Raw genomic sequence first — 16,744 nt, 5'->3', positions numbered from 1 at the left:
TGGGCAGGGGCTTCGTGCCTCTGCTCACCCGTCCCGCCGCTCAAGCGGCGCATCCCGCATGAGGCCCATCAACTCTGCCCCCGGCATCAAACCCTCTGCATAATCAAACCGTCCGGTGCGCAAAATCTCTGCCGTGGCTTTCTGCAGGGTCTCATAGGCCAGCCGCACCAGCGAGCCGCCCACGCTGATCCGCTTCACCCCGGCCTCCGCCAGCTCCTGCACCGAATAAAACGGCGGGCGCAGCCCCATGACCACATTCACAGGTTTGCCCACCTCGGCGCAAACCGTGCGGATCGCCTCCAGATCCGGCAACCCCGGCGCATAAAGCACATCCGCCCCGGCCTCCTCATAGGCCTGCAGCCGCGCAATCGTGTCGTTGAGGTCCGGACGGTCCCAGAGGTAATTCTCTGCCCGACCGGTCAGCAGGAAATGCCGCCCCTTGGCCGCCTCTGCCGCCGCGCGCACCCGCTCTGCCGCCAGCGCGATCTCATGCACGCCGCCCTCCGGCCCGCCGGTCGCATCCTCGATCGAGCCACCCACAAGCCCCACCTCAGCGGCCATCTCTATGGTCTCCGCACAGGTCTCGGGGGTGAGGCCGAATCCATCTTCCAGATCTGCGGAGACCGGCAACGCGGTTGCCGCCACAATCTCGCGCGCATTCTGCAAAAGCCGCGCCCGCGTGACCGCCGCGGCCCCATCGCGCAATCCGGCCGACACCGCGCAGCCCGCACTGGTGGTCGCCAGCGCCTCAAAGCCCACATCCGCAAACAGCCGCGCCGTGCCCGCATCCCAAGGATTGGGCATCACAAAGGCCCCCTCGCGGCTATGTAGTTGGCGAAACTTGGAAAATTTCTCGGCACGTGTCATGGCGCGATCCCCCCTCGCAAAGCATTTTTGTCGTCTTTTGATTGTGCCAGTCTTTGCGCAGCGCGCCTCAAAAACCACTGTTTTCTTGGACCAGACCGGAATTTTGCCGCCGGATCGAGGGGTTGGGGTGCGACAATTTATTTTGATCTATGTCAAATAGGAAAGTTGCGACACCGCCTGCGGGGTTCTACAACTGCGGTGACGGCGGTTTCAGCGAGATTCCGCACACTCTAATAATACAACAGGAGGAGCGGCATGGCAGACGCAGCCCTACAAGGCCACGAGCACCATGACGATAGAGGGTTCTTTACCCGGTGGTTCATGTCCACCAACCACAAAGACATTGGTCTGCTTTATCTGATCGTTTCGGCGCTGGCCGGCTTTATCGCGGTCTTCTTCACCGTTCTGATGCGCATGGAGCTCATGGAGCCCGGCGTACAATATATGTGTCTGGAAGGCGCACGTTTCCTTGGAGGAGGAGACGGACCCTGTACACCAAACGGCCACCTCTGGAACGTGTTGATCACCTACCACGGCGTCCTAATGATGTTCTTCGTGGTGATTCCGGCGCTGTTTGGCGGCTTTGGCAACTACTTCATGCCGCTGCAGATCGGTGCACCGGATATGGCCTTCCCGCGCATGAACAACCTCAGCTTCTGGCTCTATGTGGCCGGCACATCGCTGGGTGTGGCTTCCATGCTGGCTCCGGGCGGCAATGACCAGCTTGGCTCCGGTGTGGGCTGGGTGCTCTATCCACCGCTCTCCACCGGCGAAGGCGGCATGTCCATGGACCTCGCGATCTTCGCGGTGCACGTCTCTGGTGCCTCCTCGATCCTCGGTGCGATCAACATGATCACCACCTTCCTGAACATGCGTGCCCCGGGTATGACGCTCTTCAAAGTGCCTCTGTTCAGCTGGTCGATCTTTGTCACCGCATGGCTGATCCTTCTGGCGCTGCCAGTTCTGGCGGGCGCAATCACCATGCTGCTCACCGACCGGAACTTCGGCACCACCTTCTTTGATCCAGCAGGCGGCGGCGACCCGATCCTCTATCAGCACATCCTGTGGTTCTTCGGCCACCCGGAAGTGTACATCGTGATCCTGCCGGGCTTTGGCATCATCTCTCACGTGATTGCCACATTCTCCCGCAAGCCGGTCTTTGGCTACCTGCCAATGGTCTGGGCGATCATCGCCATCGGCGCGCTGGGCTTCGTTGTCTGGGCACACCACATGTACACCGTGGGCATGTCCCTGACACAGCAGTCCTACTTCATGCTCGCCACCATGGTGATCGCGGTTCCAACCGGTGTGAAGATCTTCAGCTGGATTGCGACCATGTGGGGCGGCTCGATCGAGTTCAAAACTCCGATGCTCTGGGCGCTGGGCTTCCTCTTCCTCTTCACCCTGGGCGGCGTGACCGGCATCGTGCTGTCGCAGGCCTCGGTGGACCGCTACTACCACGACACCTACTACGTGGTGGCGCACTTCCACTACGTGATGAGCTTGGGTGCGGTCTTTGCGATCTTTGCCGGGATTTACTTCTACTTCGGCAAAATGACCGGCCGTCAGTACCCTGAATGGGCGGGCAAGCTGCACTTTTGGCTGTTCTTCATCGGCGCCAACCTGACCTTCTTCCCACAGCACTTCCTGGGGCGTCAGGGCATGCCACGTCGCTACATCGACTATCCGGAAGCCTTTGCATATTGGAACAAGATCAGCTCCTACGGCGCGTTCCTGTCCTTTGCCTCCTTCCTGTTCTTCTTCGGTGTGGTGTTCTACTCCCTGTTCCGCGGCGCGAAAGTGACCGAGAACAACTACTGGAACGAATACGCAGACACTCTGGAATGGACTCTCCCGAGCCCGCCGCCAGAGCACACCTTTGAAATCCTGCCAAAGCAGGAAGACTGGGACAAAGGCCACAGCCACTAACATGGCGTCGGCACTGACCTAACCAAAGAGGCCCCGGCGCATCCGCTCCGGGGCCTTTTCTATCCGCGCCGCCACACATACCAGACCCCCGCGATGCCCAGCCCCCAAGATCTCTCAACCGTCAAAGCCAACATGCACGCGGTCTATGACCGCAACGCCGCCCATTGGGATGCACAGCGCGATCTGTCCCTGCGCGAAGCTGATTGGCTGGCGAAAGTCATGGCAGGCATGCCCCAGCCTGCGGATGTGCTTGATCTTGGCTGCGGCGCCGGTCGCCCGCTTGCCGCGCATCTGGTGGCGCTGGGCCATCGCGTCACCGGCATTGATACCAGCCCCGCCATGATCACCCTTGCCCAGGGCAATGTGCCGGCGGCCACCTTCCACGTGATGGACATGCGCGCACTGACGCTTGAGGGAGGTTTTGACGTCCTCCTGAGCTGGGACGGTTTCTTTCACCTCAGCCCGGCAGAACAACGCGCAGCACTCCCACAGATGCTCGCTCTGCTCCGCCCGGGCGGCAACCTGTTGCTGACCGTGGGACATGGCGAAGGCGAGGTCGCAGGCACCGTGGCGGGGGAGTCCGTCTATCACGGCAGTCTGGATCCCTCCGAATACCTCAAAATCCTGGAAGGTGCCGGATTCGCCCATTCGCGTTACACCCCCAATGATCCCACCGTTCTGGGCCGCTATGTGCTTTTGGCCTGCGGCAAAGGCATGAAGTGAGGCCCCGCCCGCGATGAGACTTCCCACCACAAGCTTCTCATTCCCCCAATATCCCGGGGTGAATTGCCCGCAGGGCAAGAGGGGCTGGCCCCCGCAACCCAAAGGCTCCCGCTGATGCCCCACCGCTGGAAAGACCCCACCGCGCCCGATCAACCGGTGCTCACCCTCTGGCCGCACCGCTCCCTGCCGCGTCGGGGATTCGCCGCCATGGTGCTCTTTGCCTTCACCGCAGGCACCATCCCGCTCTATGGGTTGATTGGCACGGTGCTGTTCTGGGGCCTGCTGCCCTTCATCCTGCTGGTGGTCGGCGCGCTCTGGTTTGGTTTGCAGCGGTCTTACAAGGACGGTGATGTGTTTGAAGCGCTGTCGCTGCGCGCAGACACGCTTTCGCTCAGCCACAAACCGGCCCGTGGCGCGGTGCAGGAGTGGTCCTGCAATGTCTATTGGGCGCGTGCCGACATGCATGTGCACGGCGGCCCCGTGCCCCATTATGTGACTTTGTCAGGCAACGGCCGCACGGTGGAGATTGGCAGCTTCCTGTCCGAGGAGGAGCGCAAGACGCTTTATGCGGAGCTCAGCGATTTTCTGGCCCGCACGGTGGCCACTCAAAATCCTAGCGTCTGATCGACCCGATTCGCGTTGCCCTGCGCCACGTTGCGGCGCGCGGGCCATTAAGGCGGGCGTTTTTCCAAAGGGTCAAAAATCGCACCTCCGCAATACAGCCGCGATACAGACGCAATACCGACGTTGATGTTTTGCGCCTTCCGCAGCGTCCTAAAGTGTTAATGCCCCAACAAAACGCTCGCCGAGTCGGGCGCAGACGCTAGGCTGGGGGCGACACAGTTGAACATTGGGAGGTTGTCATGGCTGTTTCGCTGCAGGTGCTCTATCCGGTTGGGGAAGGCACCACATTTGACCACGCATATTATGCCAGCACGCATATGGATCTGGTCAGGGAGCACATGGGGCCGCATATGGTCTCCGCGCAGGCCAGCAAGGGGCTTGCAGGCGGGCCCAATGTGCCCAGCCCGTTTCACGCCATCGCGACGATTCTCTTTGAAGATCAAGCGGCTATGGATGCCGCCATGTGCGCAGCCGGCCCGGTGATGGCGGACATCCCGAATTTCACCAATGTGCAGCCTCAGATCATGATTGGTGAGGTCATGAGCTGAGCGTGTGGGCTGAGAGCGGGGTAGGGATGGGTCAGGCCATCCCGCCTTTCACTAGGCCCGCTGCGATCTGCCCATAGGCCTTGGCCATATCGCTTTCCCCGGCCGCAATCGGTGTGCCACCGTCTCCGGCCAACCGGGTGTCCAGATCAATCGGCAGCGCACCCAGCAGCGGCACACCCAGTTTTTCCGCCTCTTCGGCCACACCGCCATGGCCAAAGATATGGGCCTCATGGCCACAGTTCGGACAGTGGAAAAGGCTCATGTTTTCAATGAGTCCCAGCACCGGCGTCTTTAACTGATCAAACATGCCAAGCGCCTTGCGCGCGTCCAACAGGGCGACATCCTGTGGCGTGCTCACCACAATGGCGCCGGTCAGTTCGGTTTTCTGGCACAGCGTCAGCTGCACATCCCCAGTGCCCGGCGGCAGATCCACGATCAGCACATCCAGCTCGCCCCATTGCACCTGTGTCAGCATCTGCTGCAGCGCGCCCATCAGCATCGGTCCGCGCCAGACCACGGGTTTGTCTTCCTCCAGCATAAAGCCCAGCGACATGATGGTAACCCCATGGGCGTGCAGGGGAATAATGGTCTTCCCGTCCGGGCTGGCCGGGCGTTTGTTGACCCCCATCATGCGGGGCTGGCTTGGCCCGTAGATATCTGCATCCAGCAAGCCCACCTTGCGCCCCTGTTTGGCCAGCGCCACCGCGAGGTTGGAGGAGACAGTGGATTTGCCCACGCCCCCCTTGCCGGACCCCACCGCCAGAATGCGCTTCACACCGGCTACTTTCATCGGGCCCGCCTGCGGTTTGGGGTGCCCCCCGATCTTGAGATTCGGTGCAGCTTGTTTTGGGGCAGGGGAGGACTCATGCGCGGTCAGCGCCACCTGCACCTGAGACACGCCGGGCAGCTGTGCAACGGACGCTTCCGCGGCTTTGCGCAACGGCTCCATCATCCGTGCTATATCTGCATTGGGCGCTTCAAGAACAAAACGCACCGACTCACCGTCAATCACAAGGGCCCGCAAAAAATCGCGCGACACCAGATCGCCCCCGTCCGGTAAGGCAATTTTTGACAATACGGCCTGCACATCTGCTTTGGTCACTGGCATGCTGAACTCCTATGCTGCAAGTGCACAATGCAGGCACTTATGATTTTGATCATGTAGTAAAACCTTCATATTTCTTCAAGGTTTTCGGCGATTTGCACAATTCTTGTGCGGCGGTTCGTGACGTGGCGTCTGATATTCCGTCCGCGCATAACTGCATTGCGGAGCTGTCTATTGTGCATCTGCAGCATGCTCCCATATAAACTCCACAAGCGAACGGACACACTCAAACGCAAGAGTAACGATTATGGCATATGCAGCAAACAGCGCCCCGGTGGCAGCCCCTAAGGCTTCTGGCTTTTCGGCTTTTATCGCAAACCTGGCAGAGCGCCTGCGCCAATACCGCGTTTACCGCGAGACTTATAATGAGTTGAGCGCGCTGTCTGATCGTGAACTGAACGACCTCGGTCTGAGCCGTTCCATGATCCGTCGTCTGGCCATCGATGCCAGCCAAGACGCTTAAATAGTTTCGGGAAGCCATCTCCTCCCTCAGGCTTTCCAATTCTGCGACGATGCCTCTCCTCCTCCCTGGTATCGTCGCGGCGAACAACGGGCCAAATGGTCCAAAGAGCTCAAGTCTCTCCTCTCCTCCTCCCTGGAGGGACTTGAACATAGCGACGGCGCCTCTCCTCCTCCCTGGCGTCGTCGCAATAAAATTCGGGCTCCGATAGCCCAGCGAGATCAAGCACTCTCTCTCCTCCTCCCTGAGGGTGCTTGTGTCTAGAGCGGCGGCACCTCTCCTCCTCCCTGGTGTCGTCGCCCAAGAATTCCGGGCCCCGATGGCCCAACGAGATCAAGGGTTCTCTCTCCTCCTCCCTGAGAGCTCTTGTGACTAGAGCGGCAGCACCTCTCCTCCTCCCTGGTGCTGCCGCCTCGAAATTCGAGCCACGCGGCTCACCGGTATCAAGGCGCTCTCTCCTCCTCCCTGAGCGTTTTGTGTGAAGCGCGGCGACATCTCTCCTCCTCCCTGATGTCGCCGCTGCATTCTCCCTTCAAAGCATTGTAAGACATGAAAAAAACGCCCCTGAGGGCGCTTGGATGTTTTGTCTTGAGAGCGATGTCAGAGCGCCGCGCTGGGCCTTTCTTGCACCTTGGCATACCAGGCCTGTGTCGCCGTATTCTCTGCCGGAGGGGGAAGTTTCACGATTCGGGCAAAATCGCAGAACACAAAGGCCGTGATGTCCGCCAGAGTGAAGGCATCGCCAGCGAGCCATGGGCTGTCCTGCAGGCGGGTTTCCAGCGTCTCATAAAACAACCCCAGCCGCTTTGCGCCACGCGCAGCGAGTTCTGGGATCTGCTCATAATCCACCGCCCCAGGCAGCGCACGCCCCTTCAGGGCAGGGGTGGAGTTGCGCAGCGCTTCGGCAATGGAAAGCCCGGCATGAAACTCGCACACCGCATTCCACATCGACACCGCTCCCTTTTCCTCAGGCGTCCGTCCCATCAAAGGCGGCTCCGGATGCGCCGCTTCCAGATAGGTGGCAATCGCGATGTTCTCGGTGAGGCTTTGCCCGCCGTCTGTCACCAGAACAGGCACCGTACCCCAGGGGTTGATCGCCAAAAACTCCGGCGTCCGGTGGGCATCATTGCGCAGATCCACTTGCCGTGTCTCTACGCTAAGTCCTTTTTCGGCAATGAACATTCTGGCCCGGCGCGGACTGGGCGCTGTGCTGCAATCATAGAAAATCATGGGCATCCTCCTGTCTGATGCCCACTCAATGGCGCGTGCGCGGCCCTGTCAATGGCGGGGGCCGCATGCCGACGTGTGGTCAGAACGGGATGTCGTTTGGTGCGGAAACAAACCGCGCCACAACCTTCTTCTGCCCCGCTTTCTCAAAATCCACGGTCAGCTTGTCGCCTTCGATATCAGCCACTTGGCCGTAGCCGAACTTCTGATGGAACACACGATCGCCAACCATAAAGCTCGAGATGGCTTGCATGTCGATGGCGGAGGCTTTGGTCTCTTTCGGCTGGCTTGTACCATATTGACCCGCGCGTGATTGCAGGCGCTTCCAGCCCGGGGAGTTGTAGCCGTCAGCCCGCATGGCCGATTGCTCAAGCCCGGAGGTGCCAAACCCGTCGCTGTCCCGCGTATTGCCGCTGTGCCCATAAAGCCCGGGTGGGGTCAGCACTTCGACATTCTCGTCAGAGAGTTCATCGATAAAGCGCGAGGGCATTTGGCTTTGCCATTGGCCAAACACACGGCGATTGCCCGCAAAGGAAATCGTGCAAATTTCCTCAGCACGGGTGATTCCCACATAGGCCAGCCGCCGCTCTTCCTCCAAACCCTTGAGGCCGTTTTCGTCCATGGAGCGTTGTGACGGGAACAGCCCATCCTCCCAACCGGGTAGGAAAACAGCGGGGAATTCCAAGCCTTTGGCGGCGTGCAGGGTCATGATCGAGATCTTCTGCTCCGCATCCTCGCTTTCATTGTCCATGATCAGGCTGACGTGCTCCAGAAAGCCCTGAAGGTTGTCAAAGCTTTCCAGTGCCTTGACCAGTTCCTTGAGGTTTTCCAAGCGCCCCGGCGCCTCGGGTGTTTTGTCATTTTGCCACATCGCGGTGTAGCCCGATTCATCGAGAATCACCTGCGCCAGTTCCACGTGGCTCAGTTCCGCATGGCCCTCTTGCAGGCGCATTGCGGTCTGGGTGGCGCCGTCATCAATCACCGCGTCATCGTCCAGCGCAACTTCCACTTGGGGTGGGGTACCTTGCCGCCGCCAGCGATCAAGCCCCTCCAGCAGGATGCCAAGTTCCTTCGCACCCTTGCCGCCAATGCCCTTTTCTTCGAGTAGGATACGGGCGCCCTCCACGAGGCTCACGCCATTGGCGCGGGCGCAGGTCTGGATCTTTTGCTGCGCCACATTGCCAAGCCCACGTTTGGGGGTGTTCACAATGCGCTCAAAGGCCAGATCGTCCTCCGGGCTGACCACCAGCCGGAAATAGGCCATGGCATCGCGAATCTCCAATCGCTCATAGAATCGCGGGCCACCAATCACGCGGTAGGGCAGGCCGATGGTCAGGAAACGGTCTTCAAAGGCGCGCATCTGATGAGAGGCCCGCACGAGAATCGCCATGTCCTCCAAAGACTTTGGGGCGCTGCCACGTGTGCCACGCTGCATGGCTTCGACTTCTTCGCCAACCCAGCGCGCCTCTTCGTCGCCGTCCCAATGGCCGATCAGGCGCACCTTTTCGCCCATGTCGGCTTCGGTCCAAAGTTCCTTTCCAAGGCGGTTTTCATTGCCGCGGATCACGTTGGACGCGGCGGCCAGAATATTGCCGGTTGAGCGGTAATTCTGCTCCAGTCGCACCACATGCGCGCCGGGAAAATCCTTTTCAAACCGGAGGATGTTTCCAACTTCCGCCCCGCGCCAGCCATAGATCGACTGGTCATCATCTCCGACGCAGCAGATGTTTTTATGACCGCTCGCTAGCAAGCGTAGCCAGAGATATTGGGCGACGTTTGTGTCCTGATATTCGTCTACAAGGATGTAGCGGAACCAGCGCTGATAGTTCTCAAGTACATCCGGGTTGTCCTGGAAGATGGTAACCATGTGTAAAAGCAGGTCGCCAAAATCCACAGCGTTCAGTTCTTTGAGGCGGGTCTGATATTGGGCATAAAGCTCGCCACCTCGGTGATTGTAGGCACCAGCATCTGCCGCGGGCAGCTTTTGCGGGGTTAAGGCTCTGTTTTTCCAGCCGTCTATGAGCGACGCGAGCTGCCGCGCGGGCCAGCGTTTGTCATCTATATTGGCCGCAGCCACCAACTGCTTGAGCAGGCGCAGTTGATCGTCGGTGTCCAGAATCGTGAAGTTGGATTTCAGCCCAACCAGCTCGGCATGGCGGCGCAGGAGTTTGACGCAGATCGCGTGAAAGGTGCCCAACCATGGCATACCTTCGATCTGGTGCCCCAACATGTTGCCGACGCGGTTTTTCATCTCGCGTGCCGCTTTGTTGGTAAAGGTCACCGCCAAAATCTCATTGGGCCGCGCCCGTGTGGTGTTGAGCAGATGCACAATCCGCGCCGTCAGCGCCTTGGTTTTGCCGGTGCCCGCACCCGCCAGCATCAAGACCGGTCCGTCCATTTGCTCCACAGCTTCCCGCTGCGCCGGGTTGAGTTCGTCCAGATAGGGGCTCGGGCGCGCCATCATCGCGCGCGCCGAAAGCGACGCGCCTTCAAAGGCGTCAAATTCGTCAAAACTGCTCATGGTGCCAACTTACCGCAAAGCGGCAGGATGCAAAAGGTCTGTTCCGCTTATGTTCCAGAGGCAAAACACAGTTTCTTTCACAGGTTGTTCTGGACTTTTGAGTGGAGACGTCAGACACAAATATCATGGACTTACATGCCAGATACCCAGCCCTGAGCGATCTGAAGAACCGCGCGAAACAGCGTTTGCCCAAGTTTGTTTGGGAGTACTTGGACAGTGCGACGGGGGAGGAGCGTACCAAGCATCGCAACCGTGCTCAGTTTGATGCGGTACAGCTCATGCCGTCGATTCTGCACGGTGAGATTGCGCCGTCTTTGGAAACGGCGCTGATGGGGCAAACTTATGCGCTGCCGCTTGGGGTGGCGCCTGTGGGTATGTCCGGTCTTATGTGGCCCGACGCGGAAAGGCTGCTGGCTCAGGCCGCGACCAAGGCGCGAATTCCCTATTGCCTGTCCACAGTGGCCACGCAGACACCGGAAGAGATCGCGCCGCATTTGAATGGGAATGGCTGGTTTCAGCTTTATCCGCCGCGCGATGAAGGGATTCGCAAGGACATGCTGAAGCGGGTCGGGGAGGCCGGATACACCACATTGGTGCTTACGGTGGATGTGCCGGTTGCCAGCCGGCGTGAGCGGCAGGTGCGCTCCGGCCTCACGACACCGCCCAAATTGACGCCACGGTTGCTGGCACAGGTGGCGATGCGTCCGACATGGGCATTGGGAATGGCGAAGCAGGGCATGCCGCGGATGCGCCTGATTGATGAGTATGCAGGCAATGTTACGGGGCTAAGCTCTACGGCCCATGCCGGATACTTGCTGCGCACTTCGCCTGATTGGGACTACGTCCATTGGCTGAGAGAGCATTGGCCTGGCAAATTGGTCGTTAAAGGCGTCATGCGCGCTGAGGACGCCACGCGCCTCAAAGAGGCCGGAGTGGACGCTATTTGGATCTCCAACCACGCCGGTCGCCAATTTGATGCTGCACCTGCAACAATTGAAGTGCTGCCGCACATTCGCGCAGCTTGTGACTTGCCCATCATTCTGGACAGCGGCGTTGAGACCGGGCTCGATATTTTGCGCGCAATCGCACTTGGCGCTGATTTTGTCTTTATGGGAAGCGGTTTTCACCATGCGCTGGCCGCATTGGGACGCCAGGGGCCTGCCCATCTTTTGGAGGTGCTCTCCAAAGATTTGGAGGCGAATATGGGCCAACTTGGGATCAGTGATTTGCAGGATGTGACGAAGAATCTTCTCTAGATGACCCCTCTGTGTCGCAGGTGCAGAAAAATCTGCCGGATTTTGAGGCGTTTTCGTGAACACATCCTTTCACAAATCTTACATGTTTACGCAGTCCTTGGTATTGCGCGGCCCCGGTCGCCTGACTTAAGGCCTTCACACACACTCGGACAGACACCAGCGAGGGGGAGCCTGCCCATGACCGAATTTTCCAAAATCCTAATTGCCAACCGTGGCGAGATCGCGATCCGTGTGATGCGCGCTGCCAATGAGATGGGCAAGAAAACTGTGGCCGTGTTTGCCGAAGAGGACAAACTTGGCCTGCACCGCTTCAAAGCGGACGAAGCCTATCGGATCGGCGAAGGGATGGGGCCTGTTGCGGCCTATCTGAGTATCGACGAGATCATCCGTGTCGCCAAAGAGTGCGGCGCAGATGCGATCCACCCGGGCTACGGTCTGCTGTCGGAGAACCCGGATTTTGTGGATGCCTGTGCAGCCAACGGAATCACCTTCATTGGCCCGAAAGCCGAAACCATGCGCGCGCTGGGCGACAAAGCCTCTGCACGGAAAGTGGCGATTGCAGCAGGTGTGCCAGTTATCCCGGCGACCGAAGTGCTTGGCGATGACATGGAAGCCATCAAGACAGAGGCAGCCGAGATCGGCTATCCTCTGATGCTCAAAGCCTCTTGGGGCGGCGGCGGTCGCGGCATGCGTCCGATCCACGGCGAAGATGAGCTGGAAGAGAAGGTGCTGGAAGGGCGCCGTGAAGCCGAGGCCGCTTTTGGCAATGGCGAAGGGTATCTGGAGAAGATGATCACCCGCGCCCGCCACGTCGAGGTGCAGATCCTTGGTGACCAGCAAGGCAATATCTACCACCTCTATGAGCGGGATTGCTCGGTTCAGCGCCGTAACCAGAAAGTGGTTGAGCGCGCGCCTGCGCCTTATCTGTCTGAAGCTCAGCGTGAGGAGCTCTGCGAGCTTGGCCGTAAGATCTGTGCGCATGTGAACTACGAATGCGCCGGTACTGTTGAATTCCTGATGGATATGGAAACCGGCAAGTTCTACTTCATCGAAGTGAACCCGCGTGTTCAGGTGGAGCACACCGTGACCGAAGAGGTCACCGGCATCGACATCGTGCAGGCGCAAATCCTGATCGCGGAAGGCAAATCCCTTTCTGAGGCGACCGGCAAATCCAGCCAATACGACATCCGCCTCAATGGTCATGCGCTGCAGACCCGCGTGACAACCGAGGACCCGCAGAACAACTTTATCCCGGACTATGGCCGGATCACGGCCTATCGTTCCGCCACCGGTATGGGCATTCGTCTTGATGGTGGTACGGCGTACGCGGGCGGCGTGATCACGCGCTACTACGACAGCCTCCTGACCAAGGTGACCGCATGGGCGCCGACTCCGGAAAAGGCCATCAAGCGGATGGACCGCGCGCTGCGCGAGTTCCGTGTGCGTGGTGTGTCGACCAACATCGCCTTTGTTGAAAACCTGCTGAAGCATCCGACATTCCTGTCCAATCAATACACCACCAAGTTTATTGATGAGACACCGGATCTGTTCCAATTTGCCAAGCGCCGCGACCGGGGCACCAAGGTGCTGACGTATATCGCTGATATCTCTGTCAACGGGCACCCGGAAACAACGGATCGGCCCATGCCGGCTGCCGATCTGAAAGCGCCGCTGCCGCCAGAGAAACGCGGCGATGTGCGGCCGGGCACACGCAATTTGCTGGAAGAGCAGGGCGCACAGGCTGTTGCTGACTGGATGAAAGCGCAAAGCAAGCTGTTGCTGACCGACACCACCATGCGTGATGGTCACCAATCGCTGCTGGCAACACGGATGCGTTCGATCGACATGATTAAAGTCGCGCCAAGCTACGCGGCCAATCTGCCAGAGCTGTTCTCTGTTGAGTGCTGGGGCGGGGCGACCTTTGATGTGGCTTACCGCTTCCTGCAGGAATGCCCATGGCAGCGTCTGCGCGATCTGCGCACAGCCATGCCAAACGTGCTGACACAGATGCTGCTGCGCGCGTCCAACGGCGTTGGGTATACCAACTATCCGGACAATGTGGTGCAGGCCTTTGTGAAGCAGGCAGCTGAAACTGGTGTGGACGTCTTCCGCGTGTTTGACAGTCTCAACTGGGTTGAGAACATGCGGGTCGCCATGGATGCAGTGGTTGAAAGCGGCAAGATTTGTGAGGGCACGATCTGTTACACAGGTGATCTGCTTGATCCGGCCCGCAGCAAATATGACCTGAACTACTATGTTGGCATGGCCAAAGAGCTTGAGGCCGCAGGCGCGCATGTGCTGGGTCTGAAAGACATGGCCGGACTGCTGAAGCCAGCCTCTGCGCGCATGCTTGTGAAGGCGCTGAAAGAAGAGGTCGGCCTGCCGATTCACTTCCACACACATGACACTTCCGGGATTGCCGGTGCGACCATTCTGGCCGCGGCAGAAGCAGGTGTGGACGCGGTTGATGTGGCTATGGATGCCTTCTCTGGCGGTACCTCGCAGCCATGTCTTGGCTCTATCGTGGAGGCGACACGCAACACCGATCGCGATACAGGTCTCGACATTGGCGCGATCCGCGAAATCAGCGCTTACTGGGAAGGTGTACGTGCGCAGTACACCGCCTTTGAAAGTGGTCTCGCGGCACCTGCATCGGAAGTCTACCTGCATGAGATGCCGGGCGGTCAGTTCACCAACCTGAAGGCCCAGGCGCGCAGCCTTGGTCTCGAGGAGCGCTGGCATGAGGTCGCTCAGACCTATGCGGACGTCAACCAGATGTTTGGCGACATCGTGAAGGTGACCCCATCGTCAAAGGTTGTGGGTGACATGGCACTGATGATGGTAAGCCAAGGCCTGACCCGCGAAGAAGTCGAGGATCCAAGCGTCGAGCTGGCTTTCCCGGACAGCGTTGTGGACATGATGCGCGGCAATCTTGGCCAGCCACACGGCGGCTTCCCGTCTGCAATCATCGACAAAGTGCTGAAAGGCGAAAAGCCCAATACCGAGCGCCCCGGCAAGCATCTGAAGCCGATTGATCTGGAGGCAACCCGCTCAGATCTGTCCGCGGAGCTTGAGGGCTTCAAAGTGGATGATGAGGATCTGAACGGCTACCTGATGTACCCTAAGGTGTTCCTTGATTACATGGGGCGCCACCGTCAGTACGGACCGGTTCGGTCGCTGCCAACCCGCACGTTTTTCTATGGCATGGAACCTGGCGAAGAAATCACGGCGGAAATCGATCCAGGCAAGACCCTTGAAATCCGTTTGCAAGCCATCGGCGAGACAGACGAGAACGGCGAAGTGAAGGTGTTCTTTGAGCTGAACGGTCAGCCTCGTGTGATCCGCGTGCCAAACCGTCTGGTCAAATCGTCGACCGCATCGCGCCCTAAAGCTGAAGTTGGCAATGCCAACCATATCGGCGCGCCAATGCCGGGTGTTGTTGCCTCTGTTGCGGCAGTTGCGGGGGCTCAGGTCAAGGAGGGCGACCTTCTGCTGACCATTGAGGCGATGAAGATGGAAACCGGGATCCATGCTGAACGTGACGCGGTGATCAAAGCCGTTCATGTCTCTGCAGGTGGCCAGATCGATGCAAAAGATCTGCTGGTAGAACTCGAGTAATTCTCAGTCAGGCTGGGGGCATTTGCCCCAGCCACCACATCAAAAAAGCCCCATGTCAGCGGTCTGACATGGGGCTTTCTGTTCAGTTGGGGACGTTGCCGGCGGCAACGTGCTCCGAATTACTCAGCAGCAGGCGCGACAGACGCCAGATACGCGGCAACGTCTTCGCCACCCTTTTTGAGTTTGAAAGTCATCTTGGACTTGGTTTCGTAGCCATTGTCTGACAGCCACGCTTTAGGATCGACCACATAAGCGGCCAGCATCTCTTCTGTCCAAACCGCACCGGCTTCATTGGCGGATTGCAGTCCTGCGCCGTATTTGAAGTCCTCAGAGCCAACCGCGCGGCCGATCACGCCATAAAGATTCGGACCGGTCTTGCCTCCTTTGAAGATCACCTCTCCATCAGGAGAAGCGATTGTGTGGCATGCTTTGCATTTCTTGAAGCCTTTTTCGCCCGCCTCCACGTCGCCTTCTGCGAGAACTGGCGAAGCGACGAGAAGTGCCGCTGTTGCTGCTGCTAGGAATTTCATGAGAGTAACCTCGTTGATGAATGGGTGTTCGACGCGTTGCGCAAGATAAATTTCTCAAGCAAGGGACGACCAAGTGCAACTGAAAATGGGGCGAAAAAGCCCTATTTCCAGCACCCGCGACGATCCGGCGCGCTTTCTAATGCCTTTGTGGGGCATCGTGTTTGTTGAGCCGCGAGCGCCCCTAGCGAGCCTTAGAAAAGGCTCAGCGGCAATCCCGACAATGGTCTCAGATCAAGGAGGTGTGAGGCTCTTAAACTTCTGCAGGGGAGGGGAACGCCAACTCAAAATTGCGTTTCAAAGCAACGTCGACATCGTCCATCGTGACCGGCAGGCCGAGGTCGACAAGTGAGGTGACCCCATGTTCAGTGATGCCGCAGGGCACGATACCACCAAAGTGGGAAAGATCCGGCTCAACGTTGATCGAAATGCCGTGAAAGCTGACCCAGCGCCGGAGGCGGATACCAATTGCTGCGATCTTGTCTTCGGATTTTGAGCCGTCAGCGCGCAATGGTTTGTCATCGCGTTCGATCCAGACGCCCACGCGGCCTTCGCGAATTTCGCCTTTCAGATTGAATTCCGCCAGGGTCTGTATCACCCAGGTCTCAAGCTGTTTCACAAAAGCGCGGACGTCTCTGCCGCGTTTGCTGAGATCGAGCATCACATAAACCACACGCTGGCCGGGGCCATGGTAGGTGTACTCGCCCCCGCGTCTGGCCTGATACACAGGAAAGCGCTCTGGATCGACCAAATCATCAATTTTCGCAGAGGTGCCAGCCGTATAGAGCGGGGCATGTTCCAACAGCCAGATGCACTCTTCAGCCTCGCCGGCGGCAATGGCTGTTGCGCGTTGCTCCATAAATTCAAGCGCGGTTTCGTAGTCAACCAAACCGTCGCTGTGGATCCATTCTACCATGTGAACCTGCCGTTTATGCTGTTGATAGGCACCTAAGTGTTTTTTGGCTCGGCTTCAATTGAGGATTGGCGAACCACACCGTTGAACCTTTGAGATCTGCACCGCATTTGATGCTCTGAGGCGCAGCCAAAAAAATATCTGAAGAAGCGCATTTTTCGCTTCACTTCCCCAGCGAGCCTAGGTATTAGCCCCTCACCCACCAGGGCAAGTGCGGTCGTGGCGGAATTGGTAGACGCGCAGCGTTGAGGTCGCTGTTCCTTAACCGGAGTGGAAGTTCGAGTCTTCTCGACCGCACCATTTAGCTGAAAATGTCGTCAGCTAAATAGCTTATAAGATTTTCTGGACAGTCGTGCGTACTTGGCCTGGTTTGGAAACCTTGGTTTCTTGCTGTCCATGTCGCATCTTTAGATTTTTGACGCTGAT

12 protein-coding genes, 1 tRNA gene and 1 pseudogene are annotated in these 16,744 nt (G+C 58.7%); 8 read left to right on the top strand and 6 right to left on the bottom strand.

Annotated features, from left to right (window positions below):
- Positions 1-24: 24 nt before the first annotated feature.
- Entirely contained in the window at positions 25-867 is an 843-nt protein-coding gene (locus J7399_RS04860; RefSeq protein WP_209084429.1) for an isocitrate lyase/phosphoenolpyruvate mutase family protein, read from the bottom strand.
- Between the two features lie 255 nt (positions 868-1,122).
- Here J7399_RS04860 and ctaD point away from each other — a divergent pair, with 255 nt between their 5' ends.
- The 4 genes from ctaD (at position 1,123) to J7399_RS04840 (ending at position 4,691) form a co-directional block, all read left to right on the top strand.
- Entirely contained in the window at positions 1,123-2,796 is a 1,674-nt protein-coding gene (gene ctaD, locus J7399_RS04855) for a cytochrome c oxidase subunit I (protein ID WP_209065170.1), read from the top strand.
- 93 nt (positions 2,797-2,889) lie between these two features.
- Complete coding sequence (locus J7399_RS04850; protein ID WP_209084428.1) at positions 2,890-3,519, top strand: class I SAM-dependent methyltransferase; 630 nt, start codon at positions 2,890-2,892, stop codon at positions 3,517-3,519.
- Between the two features lie 114 nt (positions 3,520-3,633).
- Positions 3,634-4,143 (top strand): DUF2244 domain-containing protein, encoded by a 510-nt coding sequence (locus tag J7399_RS04845; protein ID WP_209084427.1) that lies wholly within the window; start codon positions 3,634-3,636, stop codon positions 4,141-4,143.
- Between the two features lie 239 nt (positions 4,144-4,382).
- Positions 4,383-4,691 (top strand): EthD family reductase, encoded by a 309-nt coding sequence (locus J7399_RS04840; protein WP_209084426.1) that lies wholly within the window; start codon positions 4,383-4,385, stop codon positions 4,689-4,691.
- A gap of 31 nt (positions 4,692-4,722) precedes the next feature.
- On the opposite strand, the gene J7399_RS04835 is transcribed toward J7399_RS04840, so the two are convergent.
- Positions 4,723-5,799: an Mrp/NBP35 family ATP-binding protein gene (locus J7399_RS04835; RefSeq protein WP_209084425.1), complete on the bottom strand. Its 1,077-nt coding sequence runs from the start codon at positions 5,797-5,799 to the stop codon at positions 4,723-4,725.
- A gap of 244 nt (positions 5,800-6,043) precedes the next feature.
- Between J7399_RS04835 and J7399_RS04830 the strand changes: the two genes are divergently transcribed.
- Positions 6,044-6,259 carry a DUF1127 domain-containing protein gene (locus tag J7399_RS04830; protein WP_209065166.1) on the top strand — a complete coding sequence of 72 codons (216 nt, stop codon included), beginning with the start codon at positions 6,044-6,046 and terminating at the stop codon, positions 6,257-6,259.
- A 597-nt stretch (positions 6,260-6,856) separates the two neighbouring features.
- Here the strand turns inward: J7399_RS04830 and J7399_RS04825 are convergent.
- Both J7399_RS04825 and J7399_RS04820 read right to left on the bottom strand, forming a co-directional pair.
- On the bottom strand, positions 6,857-7,486 hold the full coding sequence (locus tag J7399_RS04825) for a glutathione S-transferase (protein WP_209084424.1): 630 nt from the start codon (positions 7,484-7,486) through the stop codon (positions 6,857-6,859).
- A gap of 79 nt (positions 7,487-7,565) precedes the next feature.
- Complete coding sequence (locus J7399_RS04820) at positions 7,566-10,004, bottom strand: UvrD-helicase domain-containing protein (RefSeq protein WP_209084423.1); 2,439 nt, start codon at positions 10,002-10,004, stop codon at positions 7,566-7,568.
- A 125-nt stretch (positions 10,005-10,129) separates the two neighbouring features.
- Between J7399_RS04820 and J7399_RS04815 the strand changes: the two genes are divergently transcribed.
- Both J7399_RS04815 and J7399_RS04810 read left to right on the top strand, forming a co-directional pair.
- A complete protein-coding gene (locus J7399_RS04815; RefSeq protein ID WP_209084422.1) occupies positions 10,130-11,260 on the top strand; it encodes an alpha-hydroxy acid oxidase in 1,131 nt (376 codons plus the stop codon).
- 177 nt (positions 11,261-11,437) lie between these two features.
- A complete protein-coding gene (locus J7399_RS04810; RefSeq protein ID WP_209084421.1) occupies positions 11,438-14,878 on the top strand; it encodes a pyruvate carboxylase in 3,441 nt (1,146 codons plus the stop codon).
- Positions 14,879-14,997: 119 nt separating this feature from the next.
- On the opposite strand, the gene J7399_RS04805 is transcribed toward J7399_RS04810, so the two are convergent.
- Both J7399_RS04805 and lipB read right to left on the bottom strand, forming a co-directional pair.
- Positions 14,998-15,408, bottom strand: a complete 411-nt coding sequence (locus J7399_RS04805; protein WP_209065161.1) for a cytochrome C — start codon at positions 15,406-15,408, stop codon at positions 14,998-15,000.
- 250 nt (positions 15,409-15,658) lie between these two features.
- Positions 15,659-16,330 (bottom strand): annotated as a pseudogene (gene lipB, locus J7399_RS04800) (lipoyl(octanoyl) transferase LipB); the annotation flags it as partial.
- 201 nt (positions 16,331-16,531) lie between these two features.
- Between lipB and J7399_RS04795 the strand changes: the two are divergent.
- Positions 16,532-16,618, top strand: a tRNA-Leu gene (locus J7399_RS04795).
- The last annotated feature ends 126 nt before the right edge of the window (positions 16,619-16,744 follow it).

The organism is Shimia sp. R9_1 (assembly GCF_017743775.1).
Classification (GTDB): Bacteria; Pseudomonadota; Alphaproteobacteria; order Rhodobacterales; family Rhodobacteraceae; genus Shimia.
The sequence above is the reverse complement of the archived record's forward strand: the minus strand, read 5'-3'. Positions and strand labels throughout refer to the sequence as shown.